This window comes from Streptomyces echinoruber, from assembly GCF_014651135.1.
Lineage (GTDB): Bacteria > Actinomycetota > Actinomycetes > Streptomycetales > Streptomycetaceae > Streptomyces > Streptomyces echinoruber.
This window is the reverse complement of the sequence record NZ_BMWH01000014.1, coordinates 159,245-176,240: the sequence shown is the minus strand read 5'-3', so window position 1 is coordinate 176,240 and position 16,996 is coordinate 159,245. Positions and strand designations below refer to the sequence as shown.

At 74.4% G+C, this 16,996-nt stretch carries 11 protein-coding genes and 2 pseudogenes; 5 read left to right on the top strand and 8 right to left on the bottom strand.

Annotated elements, in window-relative coordinates:
* Nucleotides 1-26: 26 nt before the first annotated feature.
* Complete coding sequence (locus IE225_RS17980; protein ID WP_190058551.1) at nt 27-2,240, bottom strand: ABC transporter family substrate-binding protein; 2,214 nt, start codon at nt 2,238-2,240, stop codon at nt 27-29.
* Nucleotides 2,241-2,620: 380 nt separating this feature from the next.
* Between IE225_RS17980 and IE225_RS17975 the strand changes: the two genes are divergently transcribed.
* The 4 genes from IE225_RS17975 to IE225_RS17960 all read left to right on the top strand — a co-directional run bounded on the left by IE225_RS17975 (nt 2,621) and on the right by IE225_RS17960 (nt 6,719).
* Complete coding sequence (locus IE225_RS17975) at nt 2,621-2,911, top strand: Rv0250c family protein (protein WP_190058550.1); 291 nt, start codon at nt 2,621-2,623, stop codon at nt 2,909-2,911.
* Between the two features lie 148 nt (nt 2,912-3,059).
* Nucleotides 3,060-3,896, top strand: coding sequence for a succinate dehydrogenase subunit SdhC (gene sdhC / locus IE225_RS17970; protein WP_190058549.1), 837 nt, complete (start codon nt 3,060-3,062; stop codon nt 3,894-3,896).
* 124 nt (nt 3,897-4,020) lie between these two features.
* Nucleotides 4,021-5,952, top strand: coding sequence for a fumarate reductase/succinate dehydrogenase flavoprotein subunit (locus IE225_RS17965; protein WP_190058548.1), 1,932 nt, complete (start codon nt 4,021-4,023; stop codon nt 5,950-5,952).
* Nucleotides 5,949-6,719, top strand: coding sequence for a succinate dehydrogenase/fumarate reductase iron-sulfur subunit (locus tag IE225_RS17960; protein WP_190058547.1), 771 nt, complete (start codon nt 5,949-5,951; stop codon nt 6,717-6,719). Before IE225_RS17965 ends, IE225_RS17960 begins: the two co-directional genes overlap by 4 nt.
* 178 nt (nt 6,720-6,897) lie before the next feature.
* Here the strand turns inward: IE225_RS17960 and IE225_RS34240 are convergent.
* Both IE225_RS34240 and IE225_RS17950 read right to left on the bottom strand, forming a co-directional pair.
* A pseudogene (locus IE225_RS34240) lies at nt 6,898-7,884 on the bottom strand (phosphotransferase family protein).
* Between the two features lie 31 nt (nt 7,885-7,915).
* Entirely contained in the window at nt 7,916-9,244 is a 1,329-nt protein-coding gene (locus IE225_RS17950; RefSeq protein ID WP_229879649.1) for a glycoside hydrolase family 18 protein, read from the bottom strand.
* A 121-nt stretch (nt 9,245-9,365) separates the two neighbouring features.
* Here IE225_RS17950 and IE225_RS17945 point away from each other — a divergent pair, with 121 nt between their 5' ends.
* Entirely contained in the window at nt 9,366-10,985 is a 1,620-nt protein-coding gene (locus tag IE225_RS17945) for a hypothetical protein (protein ID WP_229879648.1), read from the top strand.
* A 59-nt stretch (nt 10,986-11,044) separates the two neighbouring features.
* Here the strand turns inward: IE225_RS17945 and IE225_RS17940 are convergent, their stop codons facing one another.
* From IE225_RS17940 to IE225_RS17920, 5 genes and pseudogenes are all read right to left on the bottom strand, one after another.
* Nucleotides 11,045-14,008 carry a SpoIIE family protein phosphatase gene (locus tag IE225_RS17940; protein WP_229879647.1) on the bottom strand — a complete coding sequence of 988 codons (2,964 nt, stop codon included), beginning with the start codon at nt 14,006-14,008 and terminating at the stop codon, nt 11,045-11,047.
* A gap of 219 nt (nt 14,009-14,227) precedes the next feature.
* Nucleotides 14,228-14,635 carry an ATP-binding protein gene (locus IE225_RS17935; RefSeq protein ID WP_190058565.1) on the bottom strand — a complete coding sequence of 136 codons (408 nt, stop codon included), beginning with the start codon at nt 14,633-14,635 and terminating at the stop codon, nt 14,228-14,230.
* A gap of 398 nt (nt 14,636-15,033) precedes the next feature.
* A pseudogene (locus IE225_RS17930) lies at nt 15,034-15,417 on the bottom strand ((deoxy)nucleoside triphosphate pyrophosphohydrolase); the annotation flags it as partial.
* A gap of 89 nt (nt 15,418-15,506) precedes the next feature.
* Nucleotides 15,507-15,686, bottom strand: a complete 180-nt coding sequence (locus tag IE225_RS17925) for an SPOR domain-containing protein (RefSeq protein WP_190058545.1) — start codon at nt 15,684-15,686, stop codon at nt 15,507-15,509.
* Between the two features lie 372 nt (nt 15,687-16,058).
* Complete coding sequence (locus tag IE225_RS17920; RefSeq protein ID WP_190058544.1) at nt 16,059-16,811, bottom strand: GntR family transcriptional regulator; 753 nt, start codon at nt 16,809-16,811, stop codon at nt 16,059-16,061.
* Nucleotides 16,812-16,996: the final 185 nt, after the last annotated feature.

Here is a 16,996-nt window from a genome sequence, read left to right as displayed (position 1 = left end):
CATCGTCGCGGACGCCGGGCCGTCCGCTACCGGGCCGACGCCGACCCCGACGCCGACGGCGACGCCCCCGCGGCGCCTGCCGTCGCGCCTTTCCTCAAAAAGCCCATGTCCTCGTACACCGGTGTTCCGAAGCCGAAGGCGCCGACGTTGACGACGGTCTTGCGGACCGCCATGAGCTGGGGGCGCTGGAAGAGGGGGACGGAGGCGGCGGCGGCCCAGATGCGGGAGTCGGCCTTGCGGACGAGTTCGCGTTCCTCGTCCTCGTCGAGGGTGGTGAGGGCCTGGTCGAAGAGCTGGTCGACCTGGTCGGTGCCGACGCGGGTGTAGTTCTGCTCGACGTTGAGGGAGCCGTCGGCGGCGGGGGCGGGTTTGGCGTAGACGGGGCGGGCGTCGGTGGCCGGGAAGGCGGTGGCGGGCCAGGAGTACAGGGCGAGGTCGAACTGGCCCGAGGCGATGTGGTCCTTGAAGTAGCTGTCGTCCGGGACCTTCCGGATGTCGGTGCCGATGCCGACCCGGTCCAGCATCCGGGAGATCCGCTCGGCGACGTCGCGCAGGGTCCGGGAGCCGGCTCCGGAGGGGACCACGAAGCGGAGCGTGAGCGGCTTGCCGTCCTTGGCCAGCGGTCCGGCCGCCGCCTTCCCGGGGGCGGCGGTGCCCTTGGGGGCGTACGCCCCGGGCGCGCCGCCCGGTCGCAGCTGCCCCTCGGCGTACTGCTTGCCGTCCTGCGCGAGGTGCCGCGCGTCCCCGTCGTGCCCGGGGCCGCGCTGCTCGCCGTCGGCGCGGGCGGACTCCTGGCGGCCCTTGTCGTCCTCGCCGACGGTGTACGTGCCGTCGTCACCGTCCCCGGAGTCCTTCTTCTTCCCGTCCTTCTTCTCCCCCTTCTCCCCCTTCTCCCCCTTCTCCCCCTTCTCCTCGTCTTTCTTCTCCCCGTCCTCCTCGGCCCCGGCGGCCTTCTCCCCCTTGGCCTTCTTCAGCGGGCCGCCGCGCACCCAGCCGGCGTCGGCCAGCAGCGCCTGCGCCTCGGCGGTGTCCTGGGCGCCGAGAGCGCCGCTGCCGTCGGCGTAGGCGGGCTGGCCGGGCAGGGCGAGGTGGCTGCCGACGGGTTCGGCGGGCAGGCCGAGGGGCTTCAGCACGAGCCGGGCGAGTTCCTTGCGGTCCAGGGCGCGGGCGATGGCGCGGCGGACCCGCTCGTCGGCGAGCGGGTCCTTGGCGCCGTTGAGGGCGAGCTGGGTGTAGGCGGGCTCCAGCGACTTGTGCAGCCGGATGTCGGCCAGGCCGCGGGCGGTGGCGTCCTTGGCGCGGGCGGTGGCGCCTTCGGTACGGGCGGTCGTGCCCTTGGTGCGGGCGGTGGTGCCCTTGGCGCGGGCGGCGAGGGTGATGCGCTCGGCGTCGGCGGGGTCGACGTCGGCGACGTCGACGGTGCCGTCGGCGAGGGCGGTGGCGCGCCGGGAGCGGGAGACGGCGTGCAGGACGATCTTGTCGAGTTTGGCGGGTTCGCCCCACCAGCGCGGGTTGCGAGTGAGGACGACGTCCTTGGCCTTGCGGTCGACCTTGTCGACCCGGAACGGTCCGGCGGTGACCTTCAGGGCGCGCCGGGCGCCGTCGTTGAAGGAGTCGGCGGTGCCCATGACGTCCTTCGGGTACAGCGGGGAGAACAGCGATCTCCAGTCGGCGTAGGGGCGGGCGAAGGTGACCTTGACCTCGAGGTCGTCGGCGCCGCGTTCGACCTTCTCGATGCGGTCGTAGCCGGCGTTGCGGGCGGTCCAGTAGGCGGAGTCGCGGCCGGACAGGGCGCGCCACTGGGCGGCGAAGTCGGCGGCGCCGATCTCGCGGCCGTCGCTCCAGACGGCCTGCTGGCTGAGTTTGTAGAGGACGACCTGCTTGGGTTCGGTGTCGACGACCTTGGCCGATTCCAGGTAGTCCGCGTCGCGCTGCGGCCGGCCGTCGGCGTCCGTGCGGTACATCGACGGCAGCACGGCCTGGGCCACGCGGGTGGTGGTGGCGTCGGCGTCGGCCTGGAAGGTGTTGAGGGTCTCCGGTACGGCGTCCACGGCCCAGCGCAGGGTGCCGCCGTCGGCGATCCGCTCGCGTGCGGCCGGGGCGATGTCCTGCCCGGCCAGCGGCTTGCTCACCTCGTCGTCCGAGCCGCAGCCGGCCAGGGCGGGCACCGCGAGCACGCCCGCGGTGAGGAAGGCGACCGCGCGTACCACCGCGCGCGGTCCGACGCCGTCGTGGGACATCACTGCTACCTCCGGGGAGCCGCTTGCCGCCACCGCGCACCCCGCTCACAAAGGTGCGTTTCGTTCACTTTTGGCGGTATTTTGAGTTCATCAGATCTACGGCCCACTGAAGAGGAAAGGGTTCGCCGACCGGGGGCGACACGGCGGCGGGGGCGCGCAAGCCCACTCGTGCGGCGCAACGGAGCCCGCACCGGCGCGCCCCTGGCGGAAAAGGGGCGTGCGCACCGCACGCGCCGGGCGTACCCGGAGGTGCACGCGGGTGCGCACTCCGCCAATCGCCGTACGTCCCCTTCACACCGGGCGGTGTGACGCGCAACACTCGCAGGCGCACGAGCGTTGCCGCCCCGAACCTTCGGTCCGCGTGGAAGCGAGGTCACCTCATGACCGTGCACGACGACCTGGCATCGGTGCAGCGCTGCCTCGACGACCTGACCCGGTCGGTGGGGCGCCTGGAGAAGCAACTCGGCAGTACCAGCCTCGACCTGCGCCGCGTCCGCACCGACGCCGACCACCTGCGGGAGAGCGTGGCGCTGCTGCGGGCCGCGGCGGCCGCCGGCCCGACCGCCGCCCGCCCGGAGCTGGTCACCATACCCGACACCCCCTACGACGGGTCGCTGTGGACGGACTCGGACGACGAGGGTCTCGGCGCCCGCGACCGGCACGCACCGTGAACCGGGCGAACCGGGCCTGAACGCCGGCCCGCGCCCGGTGCGCCCACCCACGCCCGGGCGCAGCAGGAGACTCCCGCAGGAGCCCGTAGGAGTCCGCAGGAACCCGCAGGAGCTCGAAGGAGCCCGACAGGAGAGGGTGCGTCCCATCGTGTCCACCGGAACCGAGCCCCCCGCCGCACACCCCCGTCCCGCCCGTGGCGGCGTCCGCGCCCCGACGCGCGCCGCGATCGCCGCCGGGCACCTGCGCACCGACCGCTGGTGGGTGCCGCCCGCCACCACGGCCGCCGGCCTGTTCGCGTTCGTCGTGTACTCGACGTGGCGGGCGTTCGCCGACGCGGACTACTACGCCGCGCCGTACGTCTCGCCGTTCTACTCGCCGTGCCTGGCGCAGCGCTGCCGCCCGATGCACGCGGGCCCCAACTGGGACCTGTTCGGCGGCTGGTGGGGCATCTCCCCCGCCATCATCATCCTGGTCTTCCCGCTGGGCTTCCGCCTGACCTGCTACTACTACCGCAAGGCCTACTACCGCGCGTTCTGGGCCGCCCCGCCGGCCTGCGCGGTCGCCGAGCCGCACCGGACGTACACCGGTGAGGCCCGTTTCCCGCTCGTCCTGCAGAACCTGCACCGGTACTTCTTCTACGCCGCCCTGCTCGTGGCCGGGGTGCTGACCTACGACACCGTGCTCGCCTTCCGCGACCCGCGGTACCACTGGGGCCACATGGGTCTGGGCACCGTCGTCTTCCTGGTCAACATCGTGCTGATCTGGGCGTACACCCTCTCCTGCCACTCCTGCCGGCACATCGTCGGCGGCCGGCTCAAGCACTTCTCCCAACACCCCGTGCGCTACCGGATGTGGCAGTTCATCGGGAGGCTGAACGCCCGCCACATGCAGCTCGCATGGGCGTCGCTGGCGAGCGTGGCGCTCGCCGACCTCTACGTCTACCTCCTCGCGTCCGGCGTCTTCGACGATCCGCGCTTCTTCTGAGAGTTCCGATGAATCCCGGTTGGTCCCCATGAACTCCGATAGATTCCGATAGATCATGTAAAGCCCGACAGGTTTTGATGGATTCTGATGGGTCCCGATTAGTCCCGATGAGTGAGGTCCGCTGATGACCGTGGTCGACCGGCAGGAGTGGGACGTCGTCGTGGTGGGGGCCGGCGGCGCGGGCCTGAGGGCCGCGATCGAGGCGCGCGAGCGGGGCGCCCGTACGGCGGTGATCTGCAAGTCCCTGTTCGGCAAGGCGCACACGGTGATGGCCGAGGGCGGTATCGCCGCGGCGATGGGCAACGTCAACGCGGGCGACAACTGGCAGGTGCACTTCCGCGACACGATGCGCGGCGGCAAGTTCCTCAACCAGTGGCGGATGGCCGAGCTGCACGCCAAGGAGGCCCCGGACCGGGTGTGGGAGCTGGAGACGTGGGGGGCGCTGTTCGACCGCACCGCGGACGGCCGGATCTCGCAGCGCAACTTCGGCGGCCACGAGTACCCGCGGCTGGCGCACGTCGGCGACCGCACCGGCCTGGAGCTGATCCGCACGCTCCAGCAGAAGATCGTCGCGCTGCAGCAGGAGGACCACCGGGAGACCGGCGACTACGAGGCGCGGCTGAAGGTCTTCCAGGAGTGCACGGTCACCCGCGTCCTCAAGGACGGCGCGCGCGTGTCCGGCGTCTTCGCCTACGCGCGGGAGACCGGCCGCTTCTTCGTGCTGCAGGCGCCCGCGGTGGTGCTGGCGACCGGCGGGATCGGCAAGTCGTTCAAAGTCACGTCGAACTCGTGGGAGTACACCGGCGACGGGCACGCGCTGGCGCTGCTGGCCGGGGCGCCGCTGGTGAACATGGAGTTCGTGCAGTTCCACCCGACGGGCATGGTCTGGCCGCCGTCGGTGAAGGGCATCCTGGTCACCGAGTCGGTGCGCGGCGACGGCGGGGTGCTCAGGAACTCCGACGGCAGGCGGTTCATGTTCGACTACGTCCCCGACGTCTTCAAGGACAAGTACGCCGAGACGGAGGACGAGGCCGACCGCTGGTACGACGACCCGGACCACAACCGGCGCCCGCCGGAACTGCTGCCCCGCGACGAGGTGGCCCGCGCGATCAACACCGAGGTGAAGGAGGGCCGCGGCTCCCCGCACGGCGGGGTGTTCCTGGACGTGTCGACGCGCATGCCCGCCGAGGTGATCAGGCGGCGGCTGCCGTCGATGTACCACCAGTTCAAGGAGCTGGCGGACGTCGACATCACCGCCGAGCCGATGGAGGTCGGACCCACCTGCCACTACGTGATGGGCGGGGTCGCCGTCGACTCCGACACGGCCGCCGCGCGCGGGGTGCCCGGCCTGTACGCGGCCGGCGAGGTCGCCGGCGGCATGCACGGCTCCAACCGGCTCGGCGGCAACTCCCTGTCGGACCTGCTGGTGTTCGGGCGCCGGGCGGGCTGGCACGCGGCCGCGTACGCGGCCGGGCTCGCCGAGCGCCCGGTGGTGGCCGACGAGCAGGTGGACACGGCCGCCGCCGAAGCCCTGCGGCCGTTCTCCGCCGAGAGCGGGGAGCCGGACTCCGGCCCGCCGGAGAACCCCTACACCCTGCACCAGGAACTCCAGCAGACCATGAACGACCTGGTCGGCATCATCCGCCGCGAGGAGGAGATGCGGGAGGCGCTGCGCCGGCTCGCGCGGCTGCGGGTGCGGGCGCGGCGGGCCGGGGTGGAGGGGCACCGCCAGTTCAACCCCGGCTGGCACCTGGCGCTCGACCTGCGGAACATGCTGCTGGTCAGCGAGTGCGTGGCGCGTTCCGCGCTGGAGCGCACCGAGTCGCGCGGCGGCCACACCCGCGAGGACCATCCCGCCATGGACCGCGCCTGGCGCCGCGTGCGCCTCCTGTGCACCCTCACCGATCCCACGGGCGGGCTGGCGGCCACCGACCCGGTGCGCGGCCAGATCACCCTCTCCCGCGAGACCGCCGATCCCGTCCGTCCCGACCTGCTGGCCCTCTTCGAGAAGGAGGAGCTGGTCAAGTACCTGGCCGAAGAGGAGCTGTACGGATGAGCGGCTACGAGGCCCGTTTCCAGGTGTGGCGGGGCGACCGGGAGGGCGGCGGCCTGGAGGACTTCACCGTCGAGGTGAACGACGGCGAGGTCGTCCTCGACGTCATCCACCGCCTCCAGGCCACGCAGGTCCCCGACCTGGCCGTGCGCTGGAACTGCAAGGCGGGCAAGTGCGGTTCGTGCTCCGCGGAGATCAACGGGCGGCCGCGGCTGATGTGCATGACCCGCATGTCGGTGTTCGCCCGCGACGAGACGGTCACCGTGACCCCGCTGCGGGCGTTCCCCGTCGTCCGCGACCTGGTCACCGACGTCGGCTTCAACTACACCAAGGCCAGGCAGGTTCCGGCGTTCGTGCCGCCGCCCGGGCTGGGGCCCGGCGAGTACCGCATGTTCCAGCAGGACGTGGACCGGCCGCAGGAGTTCCGCAAGTGCATCGAGTGCTTTCTGTGCCAGGACACCTGCCATGTCGTGCGCGACCACGAGGAGAACAAGACGGTGTTCGCGGGCCCGCGCTTCCTGATGCGGATCGCCGAGCTCGACATGCACCCGCTGGACGCCGCCGCCGAGACCGGCCTGGACCGCAAGCGCACCGCCCAGGACGAACACGGCCTGGGCTACTGCAACATCACCAAGTGCTGCACCGAGGTGTGCCCCGAGGGCATCAGGATCACGGACAACGCGCTGATCCCGCTGAAGGAGCGGGCCGTGGACCGCAAGTACGACCCGCTGGTGTGGCTGGGATCGAAGATCAGGAGGCGGTCCTCGTAGGGGCTGGGAGCGTAGGGGCTGGGAGCGTAGGGGCGTAGGAACGTGGGGGCGTAGGAAGGTGGGGGCCGGCCGGGGCGGGGAGGGGCGGGCCGCCGTCGGATTTTGGTCCCGGGTCCCAGGTGCCGAGTCCCGGGTCCTGGGTACCGGGTAACCGGGTCCCAGGGACGCCCGCCCGCCGTCATCCCGCCACGCACTCCAGCGCCCGCTCCAGGTTGTACTCCGCGATTCCCCGCATCGGGCCCGGCTCCGGGAAGTCACCGTCCAGCAGCCGCAGCGGTCCGGCGACGAGGGACAGGTGCAGGGCCAGGCGGTACAGGCGCAGGCGGTGCCCGTCGAGGCCGGGGGCGCGCAGGACGTCGTAGGCGGGGCCGAAGCGCAGGCGCAGGAAGACGTGCTCCCACTCGGCGTCGAAGTACATCAGGCCCTCGACGTCGATGAGGACCGGGTGGCCGTCGGCGTCCAGCAGGACGTGGTCGGGGCCGAGTTCGCCGTGGACGAGGGTCGGGCGGGCGCGGGGGGCGGACCTCGGCGGCCAGGGTGTGCAGCGCCTGCTCCAGCCGCGGGCGCGCGGCGGCCAGACGCGGCTCGCGCACGGCGGCCTCGGCGAGGTCCCGCAGGGCGCGGTCGAGGACGAGCCGCGCGCACGAACTCCCGTATCCCGCGCCGCCGTTGTCGACGTCGGCCACCGTGCCGATGCCGGGGCCCGCGCAGCCGCGCATCGTCTCCAGTGCCCGGGCCGGCCGCTCCAGGGCCGGGCGGGCCGCCGCCGGGTCCCGGCGCAGGGCCTCCTCCAGGGTGCCGCCGGGCACGTCCTCGACGACGGCGGCGTCCACCGGGAGGTGGGGACCGGCCGGGGCGGTGAGCAGCGGGCGCGGGGTGCGGACGCCGAGGGCGGTCAGGCGGGCCTGGGCCGCGGTGAACAGGGGCAGGCCAAAGGCGTGCGAGAAGGGGTCGCGCGGGTCGGCGGCGCCGGGGGCGCCGGGGTCCCAGTAGTCCTCCTCCGGCGACCAGACGTAGGCGACGGCCGTCGTGCCGTCGTGCCGTCGTCGCACGTCAGTCGGTAGACGCCCTTCTTGCTGCCGCCGCGCAGCCGGGTGGCGGAGGCGAGGGCGCGGTCGGTGCCGAGGGCCGCGCGGGCGAGCGGGGTCAGGTCGGCGGGGGTCAGGTCGGCGGGGTCAGGGCAGGCCGGGTCCGGGTCACCGCACCCATCCTTCCCGATAGGCCCGCCAGTCCGCCTCCGTCGCCGCGAAGTCGACGTAGAGCGCGACGCCGAAGCGCTCGCGGCCGGCGTCCGTGCGGGACAGGCCGAGGCGGACGCCGCGGACGGCGGCGGGGACGGTCTCGGCGGCGGCGCGGTGGCCGAAGCGGTCCTCGTGGAAGAAGGGCAGGCCCATCAGCAGGTCGGTGCCGGGCGGGGTGGCCTCCAGGGCGAGCGCGGTCTGCCGGGCGACGTAGCCGCCGTAGGTGCTCTCCCACTGCTGCATGGTGTCGTACGACATCACGGCGATCTGGTCGACGCGGCGCGCGACCTGCCCGAAGTACGCTTGCGACCACCACTTGGGGTGCCCGGTGACCGCCCCGAACGCCCTGTGCAGCCCGGGCAGCGGGTCGATCTGGTGCGCGGCGACCGACAGCGTCGCGCCGTGGGCGCGGGTGACGTGGTGCAGCGCGTCGAGGAGGGCGAGGAAGTGGCGGTCGCCGGAGTGCGTCGGCTCCAGGTCGACGTGGACGCCGTCGAAACCGGCGGCCAGCACCTGCCGGGCGGAGCGGACCACGGCGGCCCGGGTCCGGGCCCGCTCCAGGCGCATGCCGTCGGGTGTCTCGGTGGCCAGCACGTCGCCGAGCCACGCCTGCACCCGCACCCCGGGCAGCTCCCGGTGCACGCCGGTGATCAGCCGGCGGGCGTCGCGGTGGGCCGACGCCGGCAGCGTGCCGTCGTGCTCCAGCGGACCGGCGTGCACGTACAGGTCCCGCACGCCCGTCCCGCGCAGCCGCCGCGCTAGGGCGCCGAGGTCGCCGTCGGTCCTGCGGCCGTCGACCCAGGCGTGGCCGAGCCAGAGCGCGTCCCGGCCGCGGGTGCGGGTGCCCTCGGCCGGGTCGCCGGAGTAGGCGGCGCGGAGGGCGATCTGGGTGGCCAGGAGGGATCCGAGGAGCAGGAGAAGCGGCAGGAGGAGGGCGAGGGCGGTCCGGCGGAGGCGGCGCGGCAGCCGGCGGCGGGGGCGCGTACGGGAGCGGAGGCGCGTACGGGAGCGGGAGCGCGGTGCGTCGCGGGGTGCCGTGGGCGGGGGGTCCGCGTCCGGCGTGCCCGGCGTGCCGGACGCCGGGCCGATCGGGTCGGCAGTGTCGGTCGGGTCAGCCGTGTTGGTCGGGTCGGCCGTGTTGGTCGGGTCGGCCGTGTCGGCCGTGTCGGCGGCAACGGCGGTGTCCGCCGCACCGGGAAGGCCGGTCGTGCCGACGGCACCGGTCGTGTCGCTCGAGTCGTTCGGGTCGTTCGAGTGGTTCGTGTCGTCCCCGCCGTGCTCCATGCCGCTCGCTCCCCCTCGGCCGCCGTCCCTCACCCGTCCCGGTCACCTCATGGACCACATCGCTCCCACCGGTCCCGAGGCCCGGTCGCGCGGCAGCGGTCGCCGCCCTACCCTCCCCCCTATGACGTCATCCTTGATCGGAGACCGGTCACGGCGGACCGGGGCGCGCCCGTCCGGACGGGTGGCGCGCACCGTGCTGGGCGGTGCGGCGGGGCTGGTGTGGCTGATGCTGCCGGTGATGACGATCAGTACGGGGTCCGCGGTTGCGGCGCCGGACCACGGGCCGGCGGCCCCCGCGGCCGCACACCCCGGTCCGACGGCCCCCACGGCCGCGCATCCCCGTCCGGCGGCCGTACGGGAGGCCGGTGCCGCGGACTACGCCGTGCCGCTGGCCGTCGCCGCCGCGGCGGGCGCGGCCGCGGCCCTCGGCCACCGGCGGCGCACCCGCCGCGCCCGCACCCGCACCACGCCCGGCGGCCCGCCCGCCACCCCGGCGGGCGAACCCCTCGCCGATCTGGACGAACGCGCCGGGCGCGCCCTGGTGAGCGCCGACGACTGCCTGCGCACCAGCCGGGAGGAGCTCGGCTTCGCCGAGGCCCTGGTGCCGGCCGACGCCCTCGCGCCCGCCGAGCGGGCCGTGCGCCGGGCCGCGGACGAGCTGGCGGCCGCGTTCGCGCTGCGGCAGCGGTACGACGACGACGGTGCCCGGGACGAGGAGACGCGGCGGCACCTGCTCGTCGGGATCATCGGGCGCTGCGCGGAGGCCGGGCGGCGGCTGGACGCGGAGGCGGCCGGGTTCGACCGGCTGCGGGCGCTGGAGACGGACCCCTACCGCGCGCTCGCCGTCGCCGAGGCCCGCTTCCGGGAGCTGACGGGCCGCGTCGGCGCCGCGGACGCCACCCTCGTCGAACTGGACAAGCGGTACGCGCCGTCGGCCGTCACCGGCGTGCTCGGCTGCACCGAGGAGGCCAAGGACCGGCTGGTGTTCGCCACCGCCCACCTCAACCAGGCCCGCCGCTCGGCCGACCTCGGCCGGCCGGACGCCGCCGCCCGGGAACTGCGCGCCGCCGAGGGCGCCGTCGCCCAGGCCGGAGTCCTCGTCGCGGCCGTCGACCGGCTCGCCGCGGAACTCTCCACCGCCGCCGACCTGGTGCCCGACGCGCTGGCCGCCGCGGACGCCGCCCTGGCGGACGTGCGAAAGCGCCGTGCGGAACCGGACCCGGGCGCCGCCACCGCCGGCCTCGGCGCCCGCCTGGCCCGCGCCGAGGCCGCCCTGTCCGCCGTACGGGACGACCTGGGGGCCGGGCCCTGCGACCCCCTCGACGTCCTCACCCGGATCGTGCGGGCCGTCGCCCCGCTCGCACCGGGGCGTTCCGGCGTCCTGCCCTCCGCCGCCCGCCTGGCCGCCCTCAGCGCCACGGCGGCCGCCGCCGACTTCGTCACCACCCACCGGGGCGCGGTGGGTTTCCAGGCCCGCACCCGCCTCGCGGAGGCCGAACGCCTCCTCGCCGCGGACGCCGCGGACTGCGCGGACCTGCTGATGGCCGGGCAACTCGCCCTCCAGGCCCGGGAACTGGCCGAGCGGGACGTGCGGGCCTGGCGCGTCGCGGACCCGGACGCCCGGGTGAGCGGGTTCGAGGGCGCCGTCCTGGGCGGCGTCCTCCTCGGCGGCGCGCCGGGCGGGGGGCCGCCGGGGAGCTTCGGGGGGCCCGGGACGCGGGGGCGGCGCAGGGACGCGTAGGGGCGGAGCCGCAGGGACGCGTAGAGACGGGGCCGGTCGTACCGCGGGACCGAAGCCGGTCAGAACAGGCTCAGCAGCGCCTCCGCCGGGTCCGTGAGTCCGCCCTCCCCGCCGGGCAGCGGCAGTTCGAACCACACCGTCTTGCCGCGAGGCGTCCGCCGGGACCCCCACGCGGCGGACAGCATCCCCACGAGCTGCAGGCCCCGCCCGCCCTCGTCGGTGTCGCGGGCCCGGCGCCGCCGGGGCTGCACGAGCCCGGAGTCCCACACCTCGCACACCAGCGTGCGGTCGAGCAGCAGCCGCAGCCGGATCTCCCCCTCGCCGTACCGCAGCGCGTTGGTGACGAGCTCGCTGACGAGGAGTTCCGTGGTGTCGACGAGGGGTTCGAGGTCCCAGCTGAGCAGTTGCGCACGGGCGTACTCGCGGGCCCGCCCCACGCTGCGCGGCTCGCGCGGCAGCGTCCAGTCGCCGACGGACTCGGCGGGCAGCCCCTGGACACGTGCCATCAGCAGCGCGATGTCGTCCTCGCCGTGGTGGGTGTCGAGGGTGTTGAGAACCTGGTCGCAGACGTCCTCGAGGTACTGGGAGGGGTCGGCGTGCAGTTCCGTCGCCGGGGGGTGGTGGCCGGGCGACGTGCGGGGCGGCGCGGACAGGGCGCTGACGAGGGCCTGCAGCCCCTCGTCGAGGGGGTGGTCGCGGGACTCGACGAGGCCGTCGGTGTAGAGGGCGAGCAGGGAGCCCTCGGGGAGTTCGACCTCGACCTCCTCGAAGGGTTCCCCGCCGACGCCGAGCGGCATGCCGGGCGGCACGTCGAGCATGAGGGCGCTCTCGCCGGGCTCGACCAGCACCGGGGGCAGGTGGCCGGCGTTGGCGAAGGTGCACCGGCGGGTGACGGAGTCGTACACGGCGTACACGCAGGTCGCCAGGTACACCTCGGACAGGTCGGCCTCGCGGGGGCGCCGGGCGGCGCGGGTGGCCTGCTGGACGCCGCCGGGGGCACCCAGGCCGCGGGCGATCTCGTCCAACTGGGAGAGCACCTCGGCCGGTTCGAGGTCGAGCTGGGCCAGGGTGCGTACGGCGGTGCGCAGTTCGCCCATCGCGACGGCGGCGCGCAGGCCGCGGCCCATGACGTCGCCGACGACCAGCGCCGTGCGGTGGCCGGGGAGTTCGATGACGTCGAACCAGTCGCCGCCGACCTCGCTGGGCCGGCCGGTGGAGGCGTTGCCGGGCAGGTAGCGGCAGGCGATGTCCAGGCCGGAGGCGACGGGGTCGCCGGGCGGGAGGAGGGACCGCTGCAGGATCAGCGCGCGTTCGTGCTCGCGCCGGTACAGGCGGGCGTTGTCGATGCAGACGGCGGCACGGGCGGCCAGCTCCACGGCGAGGTCGCGGTCGCGTTCGCCGAACGGCTCGCTGCCCTTGGTGCGGGCGAACTGGGCGAGTCCCACGACGGTGTCGTGGGCGACCATCGGCACGGCCAGCGTGGACTGCACCAGGCCGCCCTCCTGGCCGGGGACGTGCTGCGGGCGGGCGGTGCGCAGGGCGTCCGCGCAGGGCGAGTTGAACGGGAAGTGGTGCACGACGCCCACCTCGACGGGCTCGCCGGAGGCGGCGAACGGCGCCCCGGAGACGGCGCTGGCGAAGGCGACGCGGCGCAGCGCGGCGCTGCCGTCGGCGAGGCCGTGCGGGGTCTCGTCGCCGGCCAGCAGCCCCTGGTAGAGGTCGACGGTGGCCAGGTCGCAGAAGCCGGGGACGACCACGTCGAGGAGTTCCCGGGCGGTGGTCTCCAGGTCGAGGGAGTTGCCGATGCGGGCGCCGGCCTCGTTGAGGAGGGCGAGATTGCGCCGGGCGGCGGCGGCCTCGCGGGCGGCGGCGCGGCGGGAGGTGATGTCGATGCCGAGCCAGGCGATGCCGATGGGGCGGCCGGAACCGCTGTGCACCCGGTAGAGGTTGACCGACCAGTGGCGCCGCTCGTCCGAGCCGGGCACGTAGCCGGTGACGTGCATGTCCGTGATGGACTCGCCGGTCTGCAGAACCCGCCGCAGGGTCGCCGCGACCCGCTCCGCCTCCGGCCGGGGCAGGTAGTCGTGCACCCCGCGGCCGCGGTGGTCGTCGGGGGTGCCGCCGAAGATGGAGGCAAACCGCTCGTTGGCGCGGCGCACCTTGAGCTCGGTGTCGATGAGCAGGAAGCCGAACGGGGATTGACCGAATATCGCCTGCGAGGCGGCGAGGTCGGTCTCGATGCTGCGCAGGGTGCGCACGTCGACGACGATGCACAGCGCGGCGTTGGCGCCCTCCGCGGTGCGCGTCGGCATTACGTAGATCTCGGCGAGTCCCTCCTCGCCGCGCCGCCCGTCGGGCGTGTCGGGCATCCGGAAGGGGACCACGCCGGTCCACTCCCGCCCGTCGAGGATCTCGGCCATCTTGCGGTGGCCCTGCGGGCGCAGGTCGGGGTCGATGAACGCGTCGACGGGGTCCATGCCGACGGCGCGCTCGGCGGAGATGCCGAAGAGCTGCTCGGCGCGCAGGCTCCACTGGTCGACGAGGCCGTCGGGGCCGATGGAGAAGGACGCGACCTTGATGTAGTCGTAGATGGAGCCGGGCGGGCTGCTCTGCCACATCGCGTCCCCGGCGGGTGCGCCCGGGCCGGGCGGGGTGCCGCCGTGACCGGCGGGCCGGAGTCCGACGGCCTCGGGGGCACCGGGCTCGGGATCGCCGGGCTGGGGATCGCCGGGCTGGGGATCGCCGGGCTGGGGATCGCCGGGCTGGGGATCGCCGGGTTCGGGGTCGTCGGCCGCGCGGTCCTGCGCCGCGGACAGTCCTTCCGCGGACGGTCCTTCCGCGTGCGGTCCTTCCGCGTGCGGTGCCTGACGGGACGTTCTCTCCGGGGCACCGCCCGCCGCCTCCCGGGGGCCGCGCGCCGCCCGAGGCTGCGCCTGCCCCCGCCTCGCCGACGCGCCCGCGTGGTGCTGCGCGCCGTCCGACGGGCCTTCGGACTCCTTGGCCTTCGCTGGTATCTCGCTCACGCGAACCGTCCCCTCCAGCTCACCGCGTCCGGCACCGGTCACCGGGGGCGGCTGACCCGCAGTATCCAGCACTACGGCGCCGCGCAACACGGTGTTCACGATCACAGGACAGTCCCGATGCTTTTCGGCTGCTTTTCGGACCTGCCTGCGACGACACAACCAGTCTTCTAACCAGACGGCCCCCCATCGAACCACCGCCGGGAGCGAACGCGCACGGGCTCACGCGGGCACCGCGAGTTCGAACCACACCGTCTTGCCCGTGTTCCCCGGCCGGCTCCCCCAGCGGCGCGAGGAACCGGCCACCAGCCGCAGGCCGCGCCCGCTCTCCTCGTCGTCCCCGGCCACGCGCTCGTGGGGCGGGTCGGGCAGCGCGTCGGAGACCTCCACGAGCAGCGCGTCGCGCCGCCCGTCGGGGCGTACCAGCCGGACGCCGATGGGACCCGCGGCATACCGCAGGGAGTTGGTCACCAGCTCACTGACCAGCAGGGCCGTCAGATCGCCCAGCCCGTCGAGACGCCAGTCGCGCAGTTGGCCGCGCACGGCGGAGCGGGCGGCGCGCACGGCGCTCGGCTCCGCGGGAAAGGTCCACTCGGCGCAGCCGTCTCCGGTGTCGCTCACGCCGATCACTTCCCAGGCAGCCACCCATGTCCATTTTCATGGACCTAATGGGCACATACCCGACATTCGGCGTGCGGTACCGTTCTGCGGCATCCGACACCGTTTCGGAACTTTTGGAAGGTGCGCCGCGGCGCCCACGGCGTACGGCCGTACGGCCCGTCCGGCACCCTCCCGGAGGGTGCGCCGCGGCACGTACGGCGCGGGGCGTACGGCGCGCCGCGCGGGCGTGCCGTCCCTCACCCGCCTCGGCGCCGGTCCCCGCCGTCGCACTCCGCGCCGGTCTCCGCCGCCGCGCGCGAGTCCGCGCTCGGGTCCGCACTCGCACTCGCCTCCACGCCCGCAGCCGCCTTCGTGCCCGCAGCCGCCTCCGCGCCGGCCCGCGCGTCCGCGTCCTCCCGCAGCCCGAGGAGCACCTCGCGCACGGCGGGGACGTCCTGGTCGAGCCAGTCGACGTGCCAGATCTCCTCGGGGGCGAGCCAGCGCAGCGCGTCGTGGTCCTGGAGGGGTGCGGGGGCGGCGGAGCCGGGGCGCAGGCGCGCGGTCCACACGTGCAGCACGTAGGGCGGCCGCAGGGGCCAGGCGCCGGGGACGCGGGCGACGGCCTCGGCGTCGACGCCGAGTTCCTCGCGCAGTTCGCGCACCAGCGCCGCCTCGGACGCCTCCCCGGGCTCCACCTTGCCGCCGGGCAGCTCCCACCGCCCGGCCAGCTCCGCCGGCGCGCTGCGCCGCGCGGCCAGCAGCCGCCCGTCGTCGATCAGGGCGGCACCCACGACCACCGTCCGCTCCGTCATGCGCGGGAGCCTACGGGAGCACGGCGCGGACGTGCGCACCGGAAGGTCCCGAAGGCCCCGGAAGGCCGGGGCCGGCGGCCCGGCCGTCGTCAGTCGTCGCCCTGGCCGATGCGTTCGACCCAGTAGAGCCGCTGGTGACCGCGGTGGTCGAGGCTGTCGGCGATCTTCTGGGCCTCGGCGCGGGTGGCGTACCGGCCCACGCGGTAGCGATTGCCGTTGTCGTCCTGCCGTATGACGAGCCAGGGAAGAGTGACCGTGCTGTCGTTCATCGCGCCCCTCCGCTTCTCGCCCCGGGCTTCCTCCCCCGGGCTCTGCACGTCCGAGCCAGGGGAGCGCCCGTCGCCCCACCCGCTAAGGAAACCGCAATCCGCATATGCCCGAGCGTACGCCCTACCTTCACGCTGCGAACACGGCTTTTCACGAAGAGGTACGCAACCGGCCAGAGAGCGGGCGGCGTACGCCGTCGCACGCGCCGCTCGCGTACACGGACGCATCCGGTCAGAAGCACCGGGAGGTGTTTCGGGCGCAAGCGACCGACCTGGGAAAACGGCCGGAATCGAGCGCCCGGGCGGGCCGGGGGCGCACGACCGCGAACACGTCCGCCCCGGCGGACACGCCCCCGCGGGCCGGGCCGGTGTGAGCTACTTCACCGGGAGGTGGTAGGCGACGCGATACCGGTCGGCCGGGATGACGACGTCGGCGGTCTCGACGGCGCGCCCGGAGGCGTAGAAGGTGCGCTGGACGACGAGGACGACGTGTCCGGGTACGCCGCCGAGCACCTGGAGCTCGTCGGCCAGGCCGGGGCGGGCGCCCACCTCCTCGGTGACGTTGTCCACGATGACGTCGATGGCGCGCATCCGCTCCACCACGCCCGCGCCGCCGAGGGGGCCCTCCTCGGGGAGCATGACGGGGGTGCGGCCGGTGACGGCGAGGGGCTCCCAGGAGGTGGAGAGCATCATGGCCTCGCCGGACTCCCGGAACAGGTACCGAGTGCACATCACGCGGTCGCCCGGTTCGATCCCGAGCCGCTGGGCGATGGCCGGGCTCGCCTCCGCCTGCTCGCTGCGGGCCTCCCAGGTGCCGTGGACCCCGGTGTCGGACTGCTCCTGCCGGAACGGGGTGGCCCCGCCGGCCGGCCGGTAGCCGGAGCGCGAGATGCGGCGCGGCACCGGGCGCTCGCGCACGTACGTGCCCGATCCGGAGCGCCCCTCGACCAGCCCCTCCGCCATCAGCACCTTGCGCGCCTCCAGGGCGACGGTGTCGGAGACGCCGTACTCCTCGCGGATGCGCGCCTGCGAGGGGAGCCGGGCGTGCGGTGGCAGCAGGCCGTCGACGATCTTCTTCCGGAGATCACCCGCGACACGCAGATACGCCGGCTGCTCACCGAAGGTCACTGGCCACTCCCATCAGGTTGTACAGACAGCAACAGCCTGGCAACCGTGGGTTGCGCAAAGCAAGCAAAGGCCAGAGAATCACCCGATGTGATGACTTGCCCCGGGGGTGCCCTTTACCCAGGCGGTTCTCCCCGTTATACGGCCGATCACACCCGCACCGGCCCGATGTGAACGCGGTCGGCGGA

Coding starts and splice junctions, on each gene's coding strand:
- IE225_RS17980 (WP_190058551.1), bottom strand. CDS start 2,240: ATGTCCCACGACGGCGTCGGACCGCGCGCGGTGGTACGCGCGGTCGCC.
- IE225_RS17975 (WP_190058550.1), top strand. CDS start 2,621: ATGACCGTGCACGACGACCTGGCATCGGTGCAGCGCTGCCTCGACGAC.
- IE225_RS17965 (WP_190058548.1), top strand. CDS start 4,021: ATGACCGTGGTCGACCGGCAGGAGTGGGACGTCGTCGTGGTGGGGGCC.
- IE225_RS17960 (WP_190058547.1), top strand. CDS start 5,949: ATGAGCGGCTACGAGGCCCGTTTCCAGGTGTGGCGGGGCGACCGGGAG.
- IE225_RS17950 (WP_229879649.1), bottom strand. CDS start 9,244: ATGGAGCACGGCGGGGACGACACGAACCACTCGAACGACCCGAACGAC.
- IE225_RS17945 (WP_229879648.1), top strand. CDS start 9,366: ATGACGTCATCCTTGATCGGAGACCGGTCACGGCGGACCGGGGCGCGC.
- IE225_RS17925 (WP_190058545.1), bottom strand. CDS start 15,686: ATGAACGACAGCACGGTCACTCTTCCCTGGCTCGTCATACGGCAGGAC.